14 protein-coding genes are annotated in these 17,596 nt (G+C 62.1%); 7 read left to right on the top strand and 7 right to left on the bottom strand.

What is annotated here, in order from left to right; all coding sequences use genetic code 11:
• Positions 1-70: 70 nt before the first annotated feature.
• Complete coding sequence (locus N3J91_11310; protein MCX8157015.1) at positions 71-3,109, bottom strand: polysaccharide lyase family protein; 3,039 nt, start codon at positions 3,107-3,109, stop codon at positions 71-73.
• Between the two features lie 271 nt (positions 3,110-3,380).
• Between N3J91_11310 and rpsU the strand changes: the two genes are divergently transcribed.
• From rpsU to N3J91_11295, 3 genes are all read left to right on the top strand, one after another.
• Positions 3,381-3,578: a 30S ribosomal protein S21 gene (rpsU, locus tag N3J91_11305; protein ID MCX8157014.1), complete on the top strand. Its 198-nt coding sequence runs from the start codon at positions 3,381-3,383 to the stop codon at positions 3,576-3,578.
• 67 nt (positions 3,579-3,645) lie between these two features.
• Positions 3,646-4,560, top strand: coding sequence for a sugar phosphate isomerase/epimerase (locus N3J91_11300; GenBank protein MCX8157013.1), 915 nt, complete (start codon positions 3,646-3,648; stop codon positions 4,558-4,560).
• Positions 4,557-5,660, top strand: a complete 1,104-nt coding sequence (locus N3J91_11295) for a flippase-like domain-containing protein (GenBank protein ID MCX8157012.1) — start codon at positions 4,557-4,559, stop codon at positions 5,658-5,660. The genes N3J91_11300 and N3J91_11295 overlap by 4 nt, the downstream gene beginning before the upstream one ends.
• Positions 5,661-5,720: 60 nt before the next feature.
• Here the strand turns inward: N3J91_11295 and N3J91_11290 are convergent, their stop codons facing one another.
• Genes N3J91_11290 through corA form a run of 3 tightly spaced genes read right to left on the bottom strand, consistent with a single transcriptional unit; the run spans position 5,721 to position 9,388 of the window.
• Positions 5,721-7,094, bottom strand: coding sequence for a sigma-54 dependent transcriptional regulator (locus N3J91_11290; GenBank protein ID MCX8157011.1), 1,374 nt, complete (start codon positions 7,092-7,094; stop codon positions 5,721-5,723).
• A 3-nt stretch (positions 7,095-7,097) separates the two neighbouring features.
• Positions 7,098-8,387, bottom strand: coding sequence for an ATP-binding protein (locus tag N3J91_11285; GenBank protein ID MCX8157010.1), 1,290 nt, complete (start codon positions 8,385-8,387; stop codon positions 7,098-7,100).
• 2 nt (positions 8,388-8,389) lie between these two features.
• Positions 8,390-9,388: a magnesium/cobalt transporter CorA gene (gene corA, locus N3J91_11280; GenBank protein MCX8157009.1), complete on the bottom strand. Its 999-nt coding sequence runs from the start codon at positions 9,386-9,388 to the stop codon at positions 8,390-8,392.
• A 206-nt stretch (positions 9,389-9,594) separates the two neighbouring features.
• Between corA and N3J91_11275 the strand changes: the two genes are divergently transcribed.
• A complete protein-coding gene (locus N3J91_11275) occupies positions 9,595-10,683 on the top strand; it encodes an alanine--glyoxylate aminotransferase family protein (GenBank protein ID MCX8157008.1) in 1,089 nt (362 codons plus the stop codon).
• 59 nt (positions 10,684-10,742) lie between these two features.
• Here the strand turns inward: N3J91_11275 and N3J91_11270 are convergent, their stop codons facing one another.
• From N3J91_11270 to N3J91_11260, 3 genes are all read right to left on the bottom strand, one after another.
• Complete coding sequence (locus tag N3J91_11270) at positions 10,743-11,603, bottom strand: fumarylacetoacetate hydrolase family protein (protein MCX8157007.1); 861 nt, start codon at positions 11,601-11,603, stop codon at positions 10,743-10,745.
• Positions 11,600-12,769: a DUF2961 domain-containing protein gene (locus tag N3J91_11265; GenBank protein MCX8157006.1), complete on the bottom strand. Its 1,170-nt coding sequence runs from the start codon at positions 12,767-12,769 to the stop codon at positions 11,600-11,602. Before N3J91_11265 ends, N3J91_11270 begins: the two co-directional genes overlap by 4 nt.
• 275 nt (positions 12,770-13,044) lie before the next feature.
• Entirely contained in the window at positions 13,045-13,842 is a 798-nt protein-coding gene (locus N3J91_11260) for a hypothetical protein (GenBank protein MCX8157005.1), read from the bottom strand.
• 301 nt (positions 13,843-14,143) lie between these two features.
• On the opposite strand from N3J91_11260, the gene N3J91_11255 reads away from it, so the two are divergent.
• The 3 genes from N3J91_11255 to hpnJ all read left to right on the top strand — a co-directional run bounded on the left by N3J91_11255 (position 14,144) and on the right by hpnJ (position 17,227).
• A complete protein-coding gene (locus N3J91_11255) occupies positions 14,144-14,299 on the top strand; it encodes a hypothetical protein (protein ID MCX8157004.1) in 156 nt (51 codons plus the stop codon).
• Between the two features lie 13 nt (positions 14,300-14,312).
• Positions 14,313-15,683 (top strand): adenosyl-hopene transferase HpnH, encoded by a 1,371-nt coding sequence (gene hpnH, locus N3J91_11250; GenBank protein ID MCX8157003.1) that lies wholly within the window; start codon positions 14,313-14,315, stop codon positions 15,681-15,683.
• Between the two features lie 83 nt (positions 15,684-15,766).
• The gene (gene hpnJ, locus N3J91_11245) at positions 15,767-17,227 is read left to right on the top strand and encodes a hopanoid biosynthesis associated radical SAM protein HpnJ (protein MCX8157002.1); all 1,461 of its coding nucleotides are present in this window, start codon (positions 15,767-15,769) and stop codon (positions 17,225-17,227) included.
• The last annotated feature ends 369 nt before the right edge of the window (positions 17,228-17,596 follow it).

Raw genomic sequence — 17,596 nt, 5'->3', positions numbered from 1 at the left:
GAGGCGCCACGCTAACAAGTTCAATGCCGCCGGGCAATCGCTCAAACCACAGGCAGCGCCGGCGGGGGCGCTAAGGCCGGGGGCCGAAAGACTGCCAGTAACGTTGTTCCACCTCGTAGAAATTGATTTGCGTGACGGCCGGATCCAAATCCACCGGCAAAATCCCGTACCTTTTCATCTCACGCACCCAGCCGTGCCGCGGGACATAGCCCGGCATGTCGAAGCGTTTGATCTTGGCCAGGTAATCCTTGCCCCCCTGGGCCATGGCCACCAGTTTCTGCCAGTCCGGATCCGCCGTTTCGGGGAACACCACGCGCCCCGCTTGATTAGTGCAGATGCCCAGCCCGCCGGCCTCCCGCGCCAGCGGCGCCAGGGCCAGCAGCGATTTCTCGGGCCGGCTCAGGTTGAAAAGAATATGCCGGCTGAACTGCAACCGGGGGTCCTTGAGGTCAAACCGCCAAAAGGAAATGCCCAGCTCATCCGACAGCGAGCGCGGCAGGGTGCGCTGCCCCGTATGGCACTCGCCGCACCGGCGCTGGAGCACCTCGGCCCCCGCCTGGGTGGTGGGCCATTGGGTATCCAGATGAATCTGCTCATTTTCCTGATAGCCGCCAATGGAGCCGGCCCCCAGCGCGGCGTAGGTTCCCGGATACACCGCGCCGGACTCGATCCACAGCCGCAACCATTGTTTGTCCCGGGGGGTGGCCTGAACGCCGTAATGCGTGCCATCCAACATCTGCAACAACCGGCTGGCGCTGGAGCCGAGTTGCCGCGGGCGGTAATTGCTGCGGGCCTCGTTGCGGCCGTCCCGGAAAAGCTGCTTCACCGTCAGCGTAAAATAGGCATGGGAGAATATCGGCCCGTGATCGCCGGTGAGGATGATGCCGCCGGCGCGCGGGCCGCCGCGCGGGGTGGCGGTGTAATCATGACAATCCACGCACAAGCGGTTGAGAATGGGCTGAATATCGCGCGGAAAATCAAACACCTCCGGCGCGCCGGCCACCGGCTCAATCCGGCTGGGGGGACGCCGCACCGCCAGCAACGGCCCGGGCGGAAGGTAGCTTTTGGTGCGCTGCTCGTGACAACCGACGCAGCTCACCAGCTCCCCGGGCTGCACGGTCAGGAAACTCTGCATGCGCTTGACCGCCAGATCGTTTTCGTCGAGCGCGACAAAGAAGAGGCCGCGCAGGGCGGGCAGTTCAAAATAGGCGGAGCCGTCCGGCTCCACGGGTACCGTCCCCAGAATACGCTCGAGGGTGAAGGAACCGCCGTAGGTGAGGGGGTCCATGCCGCCGGTAAAATTGATGGGCTTGGGCAGCGTTTCCAGCACGAGGAGTTTTTTGATTTCTCCCGGCTTGACGCCCTGCATGTTGCGGCCCTCATAGATGTTGGCCAGCACCACGCGCCCGGTGGTCTGGCCCGGTTGGGCCAGCGGGGCAATGACTTTCTCCCGCTGGCGCGGCACCAGCGGCCGCGGTTCGTGCAGCCAGTATCCCTCGCGCACATCACTTTCCGGCAGCCGGTACAACGGCGTGGTGGCGCCCTGGGAGTTCATCAACTGGATTTCCGGCCCCTCGGCCACCATGAACGCCTGCTCGGAAAAAGCCCACGGATCGCGATAGTCCTGGCGTCCCCGGCTGATCGTCCGCGCCATTTTGGCATCGTCCGGGCCGCCCGCTGGGTCAATGACCGCCACCGCGCCGGCATGTTCACGCTGGCCGTGGCCCGGCGAGAAAATGGCCACCACCTTGGAGCTGTGGGGAATTGGTTTGGCGTCAATCATGACAATGCCCGGGCGCTGATTGCCATAGAACACCATTTGCGCCGTGCCATCCGGATTGGCCGTCCACAGGTGATGATAGTCCACCTGGGAGCGGTCCACATATTCCCAGCGCTGGTAGAGAATCCGGCCATCGGGCAGCACCCACGGCGTATTGTCATGCTCGTTGTTGGCGGAGATCATGCGGAGGTGCTGGCCGTTGGCATCACAGCGGTGCAGCGTGGCCACCTGGGTCAGCCAGCAGTTCACCCACCGCCGGGCGCGGGTGCTCACAAAGAGGATGCCGCCATCGGGCAGCCAGCACGGCTCGAAATCGTCATAGTCCCCATGGGTCAACTGCCGCAACCCCGTGCCATCCGCCTGGATGGTGTACAGGTGGTAATGCTCGTCGTCCCCCTTGCGGTAGGCGAAGAGGATGGTCCTGCCGTCATAATGCACCACGGGGTCGCGCACGCCGCCGCGGGGATCGTCAATCAGCCAGCGCACGCTGCCGGTGCGCAGATTCAGCACGCCGAGTTTGCCCCCCAGCCGGTAGGCCACCCGCTTGCCGTTGTGCGTGAAGGGATTGCCGTGCTTGAACTCCAGTTCGCAATCCGCGTAGTAACTGATGTTGGCGTACCAATGGCCGTCGTCCCCCACCTTGCGCACCGCAAAGACCACCTCTTCCACGCCGGCCATAGGCCCCGCCAGGAAGGTGGCCGGGTCAGGTGGCTCCATGCCTTTGAGCGGGAGGGGCGTTTTTCGCGGCCCCAGATAGACATAGTCATAGACCACCCAACTGCCATCGCTCAGGGTGATGGTCAGCCAGTTTTCCCCCGCCTGCAACAGGTGCGGCGGCACGGGAAACACCATGGCGGAAACCTGCCCTGCCTGGTGGGGATCGCTTGCCACGCCCCGCCCGCCCGGGGCGCGGCGGCGGGCAATTTCCGTGTGGTTCAGCCCGATGGTCACCTCCGAAGGGGTATGGGCATCGGCCAGGCCGAGGATGAAATACATCGGCTCGGCCGGTTTCTCCGGCAGGGAAAAAACCAGGGTAAAGGTATGGGCTTTGCTTCCGGCCCACCGGTCATGATGGGAGGGATGAATGTAGGGCCAGTCGGCCAGCTTGCTCCGGCCCACCGTGAAGACAATGGGCTGGGGGTAAGTGCGCGCATAGGCCGGCCATTGCTGTTCAGACAGGCCGAACTCCAATCCTGAGCCATCAGGCTGCCCCAGCAGGAAGATCCCCTCGGACGCCGTTGCCGCGCGGCTGCCGGGCAGCAAGCACCAGAGCAAACAAAGCCACCCCGCCTTGCGGAGCAGGCCGGCCCACTGTTGCCTGAGGGTCATACCTCCTGAACTTAAAGGCCCCGGCTCAGCCGCTCAAGTTAAATTGGCCGGGCCCCACTCCCGCGGCGGTTTGACTGTGCCCCCGCCCGATGTTGGGTTTCTCCCGTCCTTACCTTTGCAGAAAACAGCCTTTTTTTGTCTTTTTGCCCATTGACAAAGCGGCCCAAGCCGGATTAACTAGCTAGTCCAATTGACCGGAGGCCCCAGGTCATCATCATGAACGGGCAAACCGCCCGCCTGCGGCAAGGTCACGGGAAGGATGTGAGCACAGGTGACGGAGATACGACTGAAAAAAGGCGAATCGATTGAACGCGCGTTGCGCCGGTTGAAAAAGAAGCTCGACCGGGAAGGCACCCTGCGTGAGGTGCGCAATCACCGGCATTATGAGAAACCGAGTGAACGGCGCCGCCGGAAGGAAAAAGTGGCCCGCTTCAACGCGATGTTGAGCGCGCGTTACGCGGACCTGTAACTCTCTTTGTGCAGTTTGGAACGTGCAGCCGGGTGTGGCGCCCCCGCCACACCCGGCGCTTTGTTTTATGTACTCCTTTTCCACCTGTTGGAATTCGCATCGGCACATCGATGGACGGTTGATGCTGCGCGAGATCCGCTCGCTCGGCTTCGAATATGCCGAGCTGAGCCACGGCATCCGCATCAGCCTGCTGCCGGGCATCTTTGAGGCGGTGGACGCCGGGGAAATCCGCATCTCCTCGCTGCACAACTTCTGCCCGCTGCCCATGGGCGTGGACCGCGCGGCGCCCAACATTTTCAAGTTCACCTCCGAGGATCCCCGCGAGCGCGAGATGGCATTCCGCCAGACTCTGAAGACCTTTGAAACCGCCGTCCGTGTCAAGGCCCCGCTGGTCGTTCTGCACATGGGCAAGGTGGACATGAAGGATTACACGGATCGCCTGCTGGAAATGGCCGAGGCGGGCCAGCGGGACACGCCCAAATACGAAAAACTCTGCGCCGAAGTCCTGGAGAAACGGGAGAAACGCAAAGAGCCCTACCTGGCCGCGGCCTACGAGCTGCTGCGGCGGCTGCAGCGCGAAGCCGAGGCCCGCGGCCTCAAACTGGGCATCGAAAACCGCGAGGCCCTCGAGGAAATCCCGTTTGAGACGGATTTCCCGCTGTTTTTCCGGGAGTTTGACCAGCCCAGCGTGGTGTACTGGCACGATACCGGGCACGCCCAAATCAAGGAAAACCTGGGTTTCATTCACCACGGTTTGCATCTGGAATCGCTGGCCGACCGCCTGGCCGGCTTTCACATTCATGATGTCAGTTTTCCGGGGCGCGACCACCTCCCGCCCGGGGCCGGGGGCATTGATTTTGCCGCGTTGGCGGGAATGGTGAAACCGGAACACATCAAAGTGCTGGAGCTGGGGCCGTGGGTGCCCACGGCAGATGTTCAGCGTGGTTGGGAGCACATCCGCTCCCTGTGGGGCGAAGTGTGAGCAAGGCACGAAAACTTTGGCGCATCGGCTGGCGGCTGACGGTGTGCGCGCTGCTGATGGGCTGGATTTTTCACGCCATTTTCATGAATGAAGGCCGCCTGGCCCTGACGGCCCAGGGCGAAAATTGGGAGGAGCTGAGCCGCTGGGAGCAATGGCGGGCCGCCTGGCGACTGGGCCCCCCGGCGCTGTGGAGCGAGTTGCGGCAGGTGCAGCCCGCCGCCTTTGTCCTGAGTCTGCTTTTCATGGGCGGCACCCTCCTGCTGGGCATCCAGCGATGGCGCATGGCCCTGCGCGTCCACGGCCTGGATTTGTCGTTTGCCCGCGCGGCCGAGATTTCGCTGGTGGCCCACTTTTTCAATTCCTTCATGCTGGGTTCCACCGGCGGCGATCTCATCAAGGCCTACTACGCCGCACGCGAAACTCATCACAAAAAGCCGGAAGCCGTCATGACGGTGGTTGTGGACCGGCTTATCGGCTTGTGGAGCATGCTGCTCTTTGCCGGCCTCATGATGTTGTTTCATCTGCCCCTGCTGGCCACCCAAGAAAGCCTTGGCGTGACCGCCGCCTTGATTCTGGCCATGCTGTGCGGCTGCAGCGTGCTGGCCGTGCTGGCCTTCTGGGGGGGGCTTTCGCGCCGCTGGCCCGGCGCGCGGCAGCTTCTGCGGCGGCTGCCGCGGGGCGAATGGCTCGAGAAACTGCTGGAAAGCTGCCGGGAATTTGGCCGCGCCCCGGGTTTTCTGCTCAAGGCGCTCGCGCTGTCCATGCTGCTGAATGTGGTCTGCGTGGGTCAATACTGGGCGTTGGGCCGGGGACTGGGACTGGGCATCCCCCCATCGCTTTACCTGCTGTTGGTGCCCATGATCATTTGCATTGCCGCCCTGCCCATCACGCCCAGCGGGTTGGGGGTGCGGGAAAACTTGTTCGTGCTGCTTCTCAGCGGCCCGGCCATCGGCGCGCCCTCGACCACCGCCCTTTCCCTGTCGCTGCTGGCTTATGCCGGTTTCCTGCTCTGGAGTCTCGCCGGGGGGGTGGTGTACATCACTTTCCGCGAGAAACACCAGCTTCAGGAAGTCACCGCCAGCCCGGCCGCCGAGGGATGAAGCGCGGCCGCGGCAGGCCCGGGCGGCGCGGAGGACGCCCGCAAGGGGGGCGGTGCGCCCTCACAAATGCTCAAGCTGGTATTCCTTGAGTTTCCGATAGAACGTCCGCCGGCTGATGCCCACCCGCCGGGCGGCCTCCGCCCGGTTGCCGTTGCTTTCCTCCAGGGCGCGAATGATCAACTGCTTTTCCGCATCCCGGATGGTCATGGCCGGCAGCGGGCCGGGCGCCTTCTCGCGTGACACCGGCAGGGGGTTTTCCTGCTTGCGCACCGAGGCCGGCAAATCCCGCGGCAGGATTCGCTCCCCCCGGCACAGCACCACCGCATGCTCCACGGCGGTGCGCAGCTCGCGCACGTTGCCCGGCCAGTTGTGCTCGAGCAGCACCTCCATCGCCTCCGGGGAAAACTCGCGCACCGGTTTGTTGTTTTCACGCGCAAACTCGCGCAAAAAGGCCATCGCCAGCAGCGGGATGTCGCCGCGCCGCTCCCGCAGGGGGGGCAGATAAATCTCCACCACGCGCAGGCGGAAAAAGAGGTCTTCGCGGAACTTTCCAGCGGCCACCAGCTCGGCCAGGTTTTTGTTGGTGGCCGCCAGCAGGCGGACATCCGCGGTGATGGTCTTGTTGGAGCCCACCCGCTCGAAGGTTCTTTCGCCCAAGAATCGCAGGAGCTTGATTTGAATGGTGGCGTCAATCTCCCCGATTTCGTCCAGGAAAAGCGTGCCTCCCTGCGCCTGCTCGAAGCGGCCGATCCGCCGCTCATGGGCTCCCGTGAAGGCGCCCTTTTCGTGCCCGAACAATTCGCTCTCCAACAGTGTCGGCGCCAGCGCGGCGCAGTGAACAGTGACCATGGGATTGCGGGCCCGGGGGCTGAGCTGATGGATGGCCTTGGCGATCAGCTCCTTGCCCGTGCCGCTTTCGCCATGAATCAGCACCGTGGCCCGGGTGGGCGCCACCTGCCGGACCGTCTCAAAGACCTCCTGCATGGCGGGGGAGGCGCCAATGATGTTTTCCAGTCCGTATTTCTGGTCCAGCTGCTGGCGAAGGTTTTGATTCTCACTCTCCAGGCGCTGCTGCCGGAGGGCCCGGGCAATGCGCAGCTCCAGCTCGTCAATCTGGAGGCGGCCTTTGGCGATGTAGTCATCGGCGCCGCGTTTCATGGCCGCCACCGCCACATCCTCCGAACCGTAGGCCGTCATGAGCAGACACACCGGCGGCCGCGGGAGCGATTTGGCCCGGGCAATCAAAGCCAGGCCGTCCTCGCCCGGGAGCCGCAGGTCGGTTAACAACACATCAAAATGATCCCGCTCCAACAGCTCCATGGCCGCCCGGGCGTCCTCGGCCACGTACACGTCGTAACGCTCCTCGAGGGCGGCCCGCAACCCTTCGCGGGTGGGCTTCTCGTCATCCACAATCAACAAGGTTGGCTTTTCCATGGCTTAAGTTGGCTTGGCCTCCGTCTCCACCACCGCTGGCGCCTCCAACAACCGGGGCGGCCGCTGGTGGCGGGGCAGAATCACGCGGAAAGTGCTCCCCTGCCCCGCCTGGCTTTCAATTTCAATCCGGCCGCCGTGCCCGCGAACAATCCGCTGCACGATCATCAATCCCAGCCCCGTGCCCTTCTTTTTGGTGGTGAAAAACGGCTCAAACAAGCGGCTCAGGGTCTCTTTGGGGATGCCGCCGCCGGTATCGCGGACTTCGATCCAGGCCTCTTCGCCGCTTTCGCCGGTGGCCAGGGTCAGGACTCCGCCCTGGCTCATGGCCTGCATGGCGTTCTTCACCAGATTGACCAGGACCTGTTTGATTTGAACCGGATCATGCGCCACGGGTGAGAGGTGGCGCGCCAGCCGCAACTGCACCGTAATTCCCCGGTTGTCCAGCTCCGGCTGCAACAGGGCCAGCGTCGCCTCCACCGCCTCGTTCAGGCTGCCCAGTTTCATCTGGGGCGCGGTGGGCCGCATCGCCTGCAAAAACTCCGTGATGATGTAATCCAGGCGCCCAATCTCACCTTTGGCCACCTCCAGATATTTCTCCAGCCGGGTCAGCGCCTCCGCCCCCGCTTCGTCCCGGGCGCCCGTCCGGCCTGTCTTCCGCCGCCCGCGCCCCGCCGTGGTGGCGGGCATGGGTGCCGGCTCGTGGAGGGCGCGCAATTTTTTGCACTCCCGCTCCATCAGTTGCAGATGGATGTGCAACGCATTGAGCGGATTGCCAATTTCATGGGCCACACTGGCCGCCAGCAGAGTCAGGGCCTGCACCCGCTCGCTTTCAATGGCCTCGAAGGTCTTCTGCCGCGTCTCGGTGGCGTCATGCAGAATCAAGGCCACCCCCAGACTGCCGGCCGCCTCGCCGTCCAGCGGGGCCGCATAGAGCCACAAATACCGCGGCCGCGGAAAATTAACCTCCAACTCCATCCGCACGACCCGCTGCCCCCCCTGGTGGTCAAAATTCAGGACCTTTTTCCAGTCCAGCTCCGGCAGAAAACGCTCCAGACTCTGGCCTTCGGTGGCCTCCGGCGCCAGCCCCAGGAGCCGGGTGACCGATTGATTGAAGTAGATGATCCTGCCGTTTTCATCCACCACCAGGATGCCGTCCTCAATGGTGTTAAAGAGCGTCTCCAGGAAATTGCGCTCGCGGGCCAGGCGTTGGACGACGGATTGCAGGCCTTCCTGGTCCAGCCGCCCGATGCGGCCCAGCACTTTATCCAAAAAATTGGACTTGCTGCCCGGCATACTCAGAACCAATGGCGTTTTTTAAAGTACCAAAAGGTTAAAACCGTGGCCACGACCGTCACGCCGAAGGCCAGCAGATATCCGTACTGCCAGTCCAGCTCCGGCATGTTTTTGAAGTTCATACCGTACCACGTGCCCACCAGCATCAGGGGGGTGGTGATCACCGTGATCAGCGTCAGGAGCTTCACCACTTCGCTGGTACGGTTGGCGGAGAGGTTGAGATACACCTGCAAGACGCCGGTCAGGCGGTCATCGTAGGTCTGCGCCAGCTCGTAAATGCGGAACAACCCGTCATAAACGTCGCGGTAGTAGGGCACCATGTGGGCCCGGATCAGTTTGAACTCGCCCCGTGCGAAGCGGGCCAGCACCTCCCGCTGGGGCGAGATGATCTGCCGCAGGTGCATGACCTCCTTTTTGGCCTGCAGGATTTTATTGAGCACCTGCGGCCCGCTGCCCTGGACCACCTGCTGCTCCAGCTCGGCAATTTCCAGCGCCAGCTCCTCCAGCGCCGGCTTGTAATTGTCCACCAGGGCATCCAGCAGGCTGTGCGCCACCCGGTCGGGCGCGCGCGCGATGTGGATGTTGCTCCGCAGGCAGCGCTCCTCCAGGGCCTGGACGCTCCGCTGTGGCAAATCATGGTAGGTCACCAGAAAATTGCGTCCCAGAAAGAAGTTCAACTCGCTGGTGGCAAACACGCCGTCTTTCCGGCTGTAGTCCACCGCATGGATGACCATGAACAGGTAGGGGCTGAACCGGTCCTCCTCCTTGGGCTGGTACTCCTCCACCTTCGGCGACTGGCTCTCCATCACGCAGTCCTCGATGCTCAGGGGATGGAAGTGAAAGATGTCCTCCAAGACCAGTTTGGCCTCCTCGGCGGAGGCATTCTCCAAATCCACCCACAGGAAAAGATTGGTGTCCGCCAGCAGTGTGGGCATCAGGAAGGGCTGGATGTCCCGCATGTGCAGGCGCCCCTGGGTGGTAAAGGCAAAAGACCGTATCATATTTTCACATTACTTGGAGCATCGGCCCCCGTGTCATCATGACACAAAAAGTCCATTATCCCTCCTTGGCGCCCAAGTCAACCCTGGACTCGAACAAAAAATGAAATCTGGGGGCGGCCGGCCCCAACAACCGGCTTGCCTTTGGCAGGGCTTTGGGGAATGAATCTCTCGCGCGCGGCATCGCCGTGTGCTACTCCATTTGCATTATGGCTCATGTAAAACTGCACATACCGGGGCCGGTGGAAGTCAGTGAAAAGACTTTCCGGGCCTTTTGCACCCCCATGATTGGCCATCGCAGCCAGGCGTTCAAAGACCTGTATGCGAAAATCCAGCCGCAACTGCAGGCCCTGCTCCACACCAGGCAACTGGTTTATTTGAGCACCTCGTCGGCCTGGGGCGTCATGGAAGCGGCCATTCGCAATCTGGTGGCCAAAAAAGTTTTGAACTGCATGTGCGGCGCGTTTTCCGACAAGTGGTATGATGTGGCCCAGCGGTGTGGCAAGGCGGCGGAGCCGCTGCAAGTCCCCTGGGGCTCTCCCATTCGCGCCGAGCAGATAGACGCCAAACTGGCCACCGGGCAGTTTGACGCCCTGACGCTCATCCACAATGAGACTTCGACGGGCGTGATGAGCCCCGTTTATGAGATTGCGGAGCTGAAAAAGAAATACCCTGACGTGATGTTCATCGTGGACGCGGTAAGCTCGATGACGGCGGTGAAGCTGGAGTTTGACAAGCTGGGGGTGGACGTGCTGCTGGCCGGCACGCAGAAGGCCTTTGCGCTGCCGCCGGGCATGACGGTGTTTGTCTGCTCGCCCGCCGCGCTGGCCAAGGCGGCGACCATGAAGGATCGGGGCTACTACTTCGATTTCGTGGAGTTTCAAAAAAATGCGGAGCAGAACATGACCCCCAGCACGCCCAGCATTGGGCATGTGTTTGCGCTGGCGTCCAAGCTGGAGGACATCTTCCAGGAAGGTTTGGAGGCCCGTTTTGCGCGCCACAAGAAGCTGGCGGAAATGACCCGCGCCTGGGCGGCCAAACATGGCTTTACGCTGTTCCCCGAGCCGGGTTACGAGAGCGTCACCCTGACCTGCATCAACAACGGCGCCAAGCCCGGGGGCCGGGTGGTGGACGTGCCGAAACTGCAAAAGCTGGTGCGTGAACAGGGCTTCCTCATTGACGGGGGCTACGGGAAAATCAAAGGCACCACCTTCCGCATCTCCAACATGGGCGACGAGACGGAAGCCACGATGCAACAGCTCTATGAGGCCCTGGACAATGCCATGAAGCAGCTCTAAGCCGCAGGGCATCAGGCCGTTTGCGGGCCGGCGGTAAGGCCGGCCTTTTTTATTGCCTTTTACACCACCATGACCGGGTTTTCCAACCGCCCCACCCCCTCGGCGGAGATGGCAATGTGATCCCCGGGTTCCAAGGTGAAACTGTCCGGCGGCACAATGCCCGTGCCGGTGAGCAGCACAGCGCCATGCGGAAACTCCTGACAGCGAAAAAGATAACCGCCCAATTCGTCAAAACGCCGTTTGAGCCGGTCCACCGGCGTTTCCCCCTTGAAGACCTCCCTGCCCTGACGGGTGATTTCCAAATGGATGGTCCAGCGCCGGGCCTCGGTCTCGTCGGCTCCCACGTGTATCCACGGGCCCACGGCGCAGGAGAAGCGGTAGATTTTGGCCTGGGGGAGGTAAAGCGGGTTTTCCCCTTCGATATCGCGGCTGCTCATGTCATTGCCCAGGGTGATACCGGCCAGGCGTCCCCGTGAATTGAAGACCAAGGCAAGCTCCGGCTCGGGCACGCTCCAGCGGGCATCCGAGCGAATGCCCACCGGATGACCCGGCCCCACCACCTTGTCCGGGAGGGATTTGAAGAACAATTCCGGCCGCGGCGCCGCGTAAACCCGGTCATAGGCGCTGGCGCTGAGGGCCGACTCCTCCATGCGCGCCGTCTTGCTGCGCAGGTAGGTGACCCCGGCCGCCCAGATTTCCTGACGGTCCAGGGGGCATTGGAGTCTGACGTCCGCCAGGGCCAGGCGTGGCAGGCTCCGGCGGGCCAGCGAGGCGGCCAGCTCCGCCGGACTGTCCACTTCCAGGATTTGCGCCACGCTGAAGATGCCGGCGGCGGTCAGATCCAGCACCGCCGTCCCTTCGGTCACCAGCCCCGGGCGTGGAACGGCATCCGCTTCGGTGACAAATCGGCAGAGCTTCATGGCTTGGCGGGATACTCGAGGTCTTTGGCCGAAGGGAGCGTGGGGAAGGGCGCATGCGGCTCCTTCTGATACCAATAGGCCACCGAGGCGATGTCATCCTGGAGCTGGAGGTAACGCCCGCCCTCCTGCCAGCCCAGCGCCTGAATGGTCACGCGCAAATCCTTTTTGAAGCGCACCGGGTCGGGGATGTGCCAGCGATACAGTCCAAAGCGCTGTCCCACCTCGTAGATTTGATTGGGCGGGATGACCTGATGGAGACCGGAGTAAGGGGTGTTGAAGACGCCGTAATTGCGTTTTTTGTTGTCCTGCCAGTCGCGCACCTCGAAATTATAGGAGCCGCAGAAATAATCCTCGGTGCCCGTGCCGCAGATGGTGGGCCAGTCCTTGTCGCCATCCAGATAGAACTTGATTTCTCCCTCGCCCCACCAGCCCGGGCTGTGCACCTGCCAGGCGAGATAGGTGCCGACATAATGGCCCTCGCCTCTGACGCCGTCCAAAATGGTGTAAAGCCCCTTTTGTTTGAGGGGCTTTTCCTGCCGGTATTGGGCATGAAAATAAGCGGCATCACGGGGCACCGGCGCCAGGGTGTAATTGATCTGGTAGTACAACACCATGTCGCGGCCATCAATGTTCTCCATGGTGATGCGCGCCTTTTTGCGGAAGGGCATGGGCCAGTAACAATTAAACGCGCTGCCCGGGTTGACGCAGACCGCCAGCGAGCTGAGCTGGCTGTACTGCCCCCAGCCCATGGCAAAGAAATCGCCCACCGGACACTCCACCGAGGGGGTCGGCTCGTCATCCCAGTAAAAACGCAGGATGGATTTGCGCCAGTTGCCCGTGGGCGTCATCCAGATGCTTTGAATCATGCCCGGGCCTTTGATTTCCCCCAAGGTAAAGGTTTGTCCGGCGGCAATTCGCACGGAAGGGGAGACCTTCCAGCCCTGCCCCAGTTCGCGGGCCGCATTTTTACCTGTGCCTTCGGTGGCCATGCCGCCCCGGCCTTTTTCGCCGGTGAAGTTTTCCGGGCTGATGGAGCGGCTTTCGGCCTTGGAAACGCGGAACAAGTTGCCCATGCCCATGTCCAAGCCGTTGAAGGCATCTGCAGCAAACAAACCCGTCGCCCCACCCAGCAGGGCGCCAGCCAGCAGCCATGACATCTGTTTCATAATGCGTGTGATTGAGGGATTTATGCGACTTCCCCCGCCTGATATAGCACCAGCCCCCGGGGCCTGCCTGCTCCGGCGGGAGGACGCCTGCATCATGCCGTACGCCCGGGGCCTTGACAACCCTTGACTTTGCGGGGCTTGGGGCCGAGCGATTTCCCCCATGAGCCGTGCCAGCAAACCATTTGGAGGAAGGGCCACGGCCCGGCATAAGTGGTGCGGAGGCGGTGGGGCGGGTCTGCCCGTGCTGCCGGGGCAGAGGGCAGCAGGCACAATGCTTATTTTGCCCCCTGCTGCAAGCGTTGCAACAAGATGTTCCAGCGGTTGGTCCAATCGCGCCAACTGGCCGCCCACACGGCGCCGGTGAGATTGGTGCGGGCGTGGTCGAAGGCGCGTTGCACGGCGGGCAGTTGTTTGCGGGCGTCCTGGGTCTGGCGCCACTGCCAGAGCGTTTCGGCCCAGTTGAGCGGGTTCTCCGGAAAGAGCGGCGCCAGTTGCACGGCCTGCAAGAGATGCTGGCGGGCCAGTCCGCGGTTGCCCACGCTGATGGGCCAACCCGGGGCATCGCGATACAACAACCCCAGACACCGATCCGCGCCGGCGAAGTCAAAATGCGCATCCAACTCCCGGGCCCGGTAGAAGGCGTCCTGCATTTCTTTGACCAGCCGCAAGGCGCCGAGGTTTTTGGTGCGCGCCAACTGCCCGAGATTCATTCCCAGATAATAATGGCCCGCGGCATGATCGGCCTTCAGCTCAATTGCGCGGCGGCTGGCCATAATGCCCTCCTCCGCCACCGCCGCCCGCTGGGTGTCGTTGGTGGCGAATTCACCCAAATCAAAGCAGGCGCGGGCCCATTCCCAGGCGGCGGTGAAGTTATTGGTCAACTGGCTGGCCCGCTTCTGTGCCTCCTTGTAGCGTTGCTCGTAAAATTGATAAAAGGCGTTGCCGCTGTCTGCGGCTTCGCCTTTGGGTAGGGTTTGGCCCGGCGGCCCTGATTCAGCAGCGGTGACCGGATGGCCCAACCCCAGGCCGCTGGCGCATAACAGCAGCCCGGCGAGGCGACCCAGGCGCAGCATTAAAACTTCACGGCCAGCATGGCAGAAACAGGGCATGTTTTTGATTTTGAGACAACCGGCAGACTGGCCAAACTTGGGGCAACGCATCCGTTTTCCCTTCCACCCCGAAAGCAACACGAGGGAAACCTTCCCTGCGGCGCTCCCCGGTGGATTTGGCGGCCAACCTGGCGGCAGTCCGCCGTTTTATTTGCCGAAAAATCCTATTGCTATCAAGGTCTTAAGTTTTATATTAGCCTGTTATTAGATGCAGATTCACTGGAAAATCTTCGGCAGGGTTTTGCTGGCAGGGGCATGCTTGGCCTTGACCGCCACCGGTTGCGGTGGCTTCAGCGGCAGTCATTCGGTGTCCCCCGCCACCTTTCTGTTGCCGGGGCTGATCAAAAACCAAACCCCGCCCCCCGCCGAAGCTCCAGCGCCCCAACTTGAGGTGACCAACTGGGTGGCTCAGCTCAAGTGATTTCATTTCATTTATGCGTTTTCCTCTGGCGTTGACGGCGAAAATCGCCGGCCACATCATCAAACACAAATTGCGCGGCACGCCCAAATTTGCGCTGGTGCTGCAACTGGAGCCGCTCCACACCTGCAACCTGACGTGCACCGGCTGCGGGCGCATCCGCGAGTACTCCACCAGCCTCAAAGACATGATGGCGCTGGAGGACTGTCTGGCGGCGGCGGAGGAATGTGACGCGCCGATGGTGTCCATCTGCGGTGGCGAACCGCTGATCTATCCCAAGATTGAAGCGCTGGTGAACGGGCTGCTGGCCCAAGGGCGCATTGTTTATATCTGCACCAATGGCGTGTTTATGCGGCGCAAGCTCCGGGAATATCTGGCGGCCACCTACAGTCCCGCCCGCGAGCCCCTTGTGCAAGAGCTGCTGGCGGAAAAGCTGCTCACCGACAAGGAAGCCGAGGTCATCCGCCAGGGCAAAAAAGAGGACAAACCGGTCATTGCCCCCACGCAGTGGCTTTATTGGAACGTCCACATTGACGGGCTGGAGTACACCCACGATCTCATCGTCGAGCGGGAGGGGGTGTTCAAAGAGTGTGTCGAGGCCATTAAAATGGCCAAGCGGCTGGGTTTCCAGGTGGCCACCAACACCACTGTGTATCGGGAAACTGATGTGCGGGAGATTGAGCAGATGTTTGCCTTTTTCTCATGGCTGGGGGTGGACGGGCACACCATCTCGCCGGGTTACGATTATGACGCGGCGAAGAAGGACATGCTGCAGCGGCTGGGCAAAAAGCCGGAAGATTTCTTTCTCACCCGCGCCATGACGAAGGAGAAATTCGCGCGGATCCTGGAATGGGGCGAGAAATACACCCTGTTTGGCACGCGGGTGTATCAGGAATTCCTGGCGGGCAAACGCGAGCTGACCTGCACGGCGTGGGCGATTCCCACCCGGAACATTGCCGGCTGGAAGGCGCCCTGTTACCTGATGACCGATGGGCATTACAAGACCTATCGGGAAATGCTGGAGAAGGTGGACTGGGACAAGTATGGCACGGTCAACGGCGTGGCCCGGGATCCGCGGTGCGAAAACTGCATGGTGCATTGCGGCTATGATCCCAGCGGCGCCCTGGGCACCAATTACCAGCCGGGCGACAACTGGAAAAACATCAAGTACAACTTTGGCCCCAAACCCAAACCCGATCCGGCGGGCGCCAAAGTGCAGGCGTTTAACGGGGCCTCGATGGGCAAGGGCCATCTGGCCGAAGCCCGGCTGGCGCTTAAAGAGGGCAAAGGCGGCAAGATCACCGTGCAACCCGCCGGTGAATGCGGCAGCGCCGATCACCGGCAGAAAGAGGAATTACTGGCCAGGATCGGGCGCAAAGAGGCTTGAATCCGCGCGGAGGTGATGAGCATGGGCATCGCAACCAGGCAGCCAGATTCTCCGGCGGCTGATTTCGCTGCAGCAAACGGTTTATGAGCAAAACTCTTTTTCTGAATCCTCCGTCATTTGATGGTTTTGATGGCGGGGCCGGCTCCCGCTACCAGGCGGTGCGGGAAATTCGCTCCTTCTGGTATCCCACCTGGCTGGCGCAACCGGCCGCCCTGGTGCCCAACAGCCGCCTGCTGGACTGTCCGCCGCACGATATTGATCGTGAGGCGTGCCTGGCCATTGCCCGGGAATACGATCATGTGATCATTCACACCTCCACGCCCTCGCTGCGCAATGATTGCAAGGTGGCCGAGGCCATCAAGGCCCAGCGCCCGGAGACCGTGATCGGCTTTGTGGGCGCCCATGCCGCGGTGCTGCCGAGCGAGACCCTCAAAGCCTCGCCGGCCATTGACTGGGTGGGGCGCAAGGAATTTGACTACACCTGCAAGGAAGTGGCCGAGGGCCGGCCGCTGGCGGAAATCAAGGGGCTTTCGTACCGCAACGCCGAGGGGAAAATCGTGCACAACCCGGAGCGCGAACTCATCACCAACATGGACGAGCTGCCCTGGGTGGTGGATGTGTATAAGCGCGATTTGCAGGTGGAAAAGTACTCCATCGGCTACCTGAAGGAGCCGTACATCTCCCTGTACACCGGCCGCGGGTGTCCCGCGCAGTGCATCTTCTGTCTCTGGCCGCAAACCATTGGCGGCCATAAGTACCGGGTGCGCTCGCCCGAGAACGTCGCCGCCGAGATGGCGCACGCCAAAAAGCTTTTCCCCCAGGTGCAGGAATATTTCTTTGACGATGACACCTTCACCGCCAACCTGCCGCGCGCGCGGGAGATTGCGAAGAAGCTCAAGCCGCTGGGCATCACGTGGTCCTGCAACAGCCGGGCCAATTTGAATTACGAGACCATCAAGCTGATGAAGGACTGCGGCCTGCGGCTGTTTTTGGTGGGTTACGAATCCGGCAGCCAGGAGATCCTGAACCGCATCAAGAAAGGGGTGACGCTGGAGGAGATGCGCGCCTTCACCAAGGCGTGCAAGGAGCTGGGCGTCATGATTCACGGCACCTTCATCCTGGGGCTTCCCATTGAAACGCGGGAGACCATCGAGCAAACCATCCGGTTTGCGATGGAGCTGGATGTCTTCAGCATCCAGGTCTCGCTGGCGGCCCCCTACCCCGGGACGGAGCTATACGAGATGGCGCGGCTCAACGGCTGGTTTGCCAAGAAGGACAAAACCGACATTGTGCATCAGGACGGCCTGCAACAATCCACCCTTGAATACCCGGGGCTGAGCAAAGAGGAAATCTACGAGGCGGTGGATCGTTTTTATCGCGCGTATTATTTGCGTCCCCGGCCCATTCTGCGCATTATCAAGACGATGCTGGAGGACAAAGAAGTCTGCGTGCGCCGCTTGCGGGAGGGTTACGAATTTTTCCGCACCATGCGGCAGCGGCGCAAGGACTTGCAGGCCGCCTGCGCCACACCGGCGGCGGCATAGCGCAGAGCGGCGAGCGCCGGGGGGAGGCCGGCCTGATGGCCGGGCGCGGGGGGCGTTTTGCAGCCAGCTTGCGAGAAGGAGGTTGGGCGGTCCAAGGCGATGGACTGACCGCAAAGCCTTGACTTTCATTCACCCTGACAAATACTGGGGCCATAATTCTATGGCCCAAAGCCACAGTGTTCGCGGCCCGGCATGCATGGTGCTGGATGATACGGGGAAGGTCAGGTGGTGGGGGCAGAGCGCCGTTAGGTTATTGCAAGTGCCCGCCGAAGTGGCAGCGGGTTGCGCCTGGTGGGACCTATTGCCTGCCGCTTTGCAAGAGCAGGCCCGGCAGGCATGGCAAGCGGCCAAAAATCAGGGAGGCGGACA

Source organism: Verrucomicrobiia bacterium (genome assembly GCA_026414565.1).
GTDB lineage: Bacteria > Verrucomicrobiota > Verrucomicrobiia > Limisphaerales > Fontisphaeraceae > Fontisphaera.
Note: the sequence above shows the minus strand (reverse complement) of the source record. Positions and strands in the feature narration are given on the sequence as shown.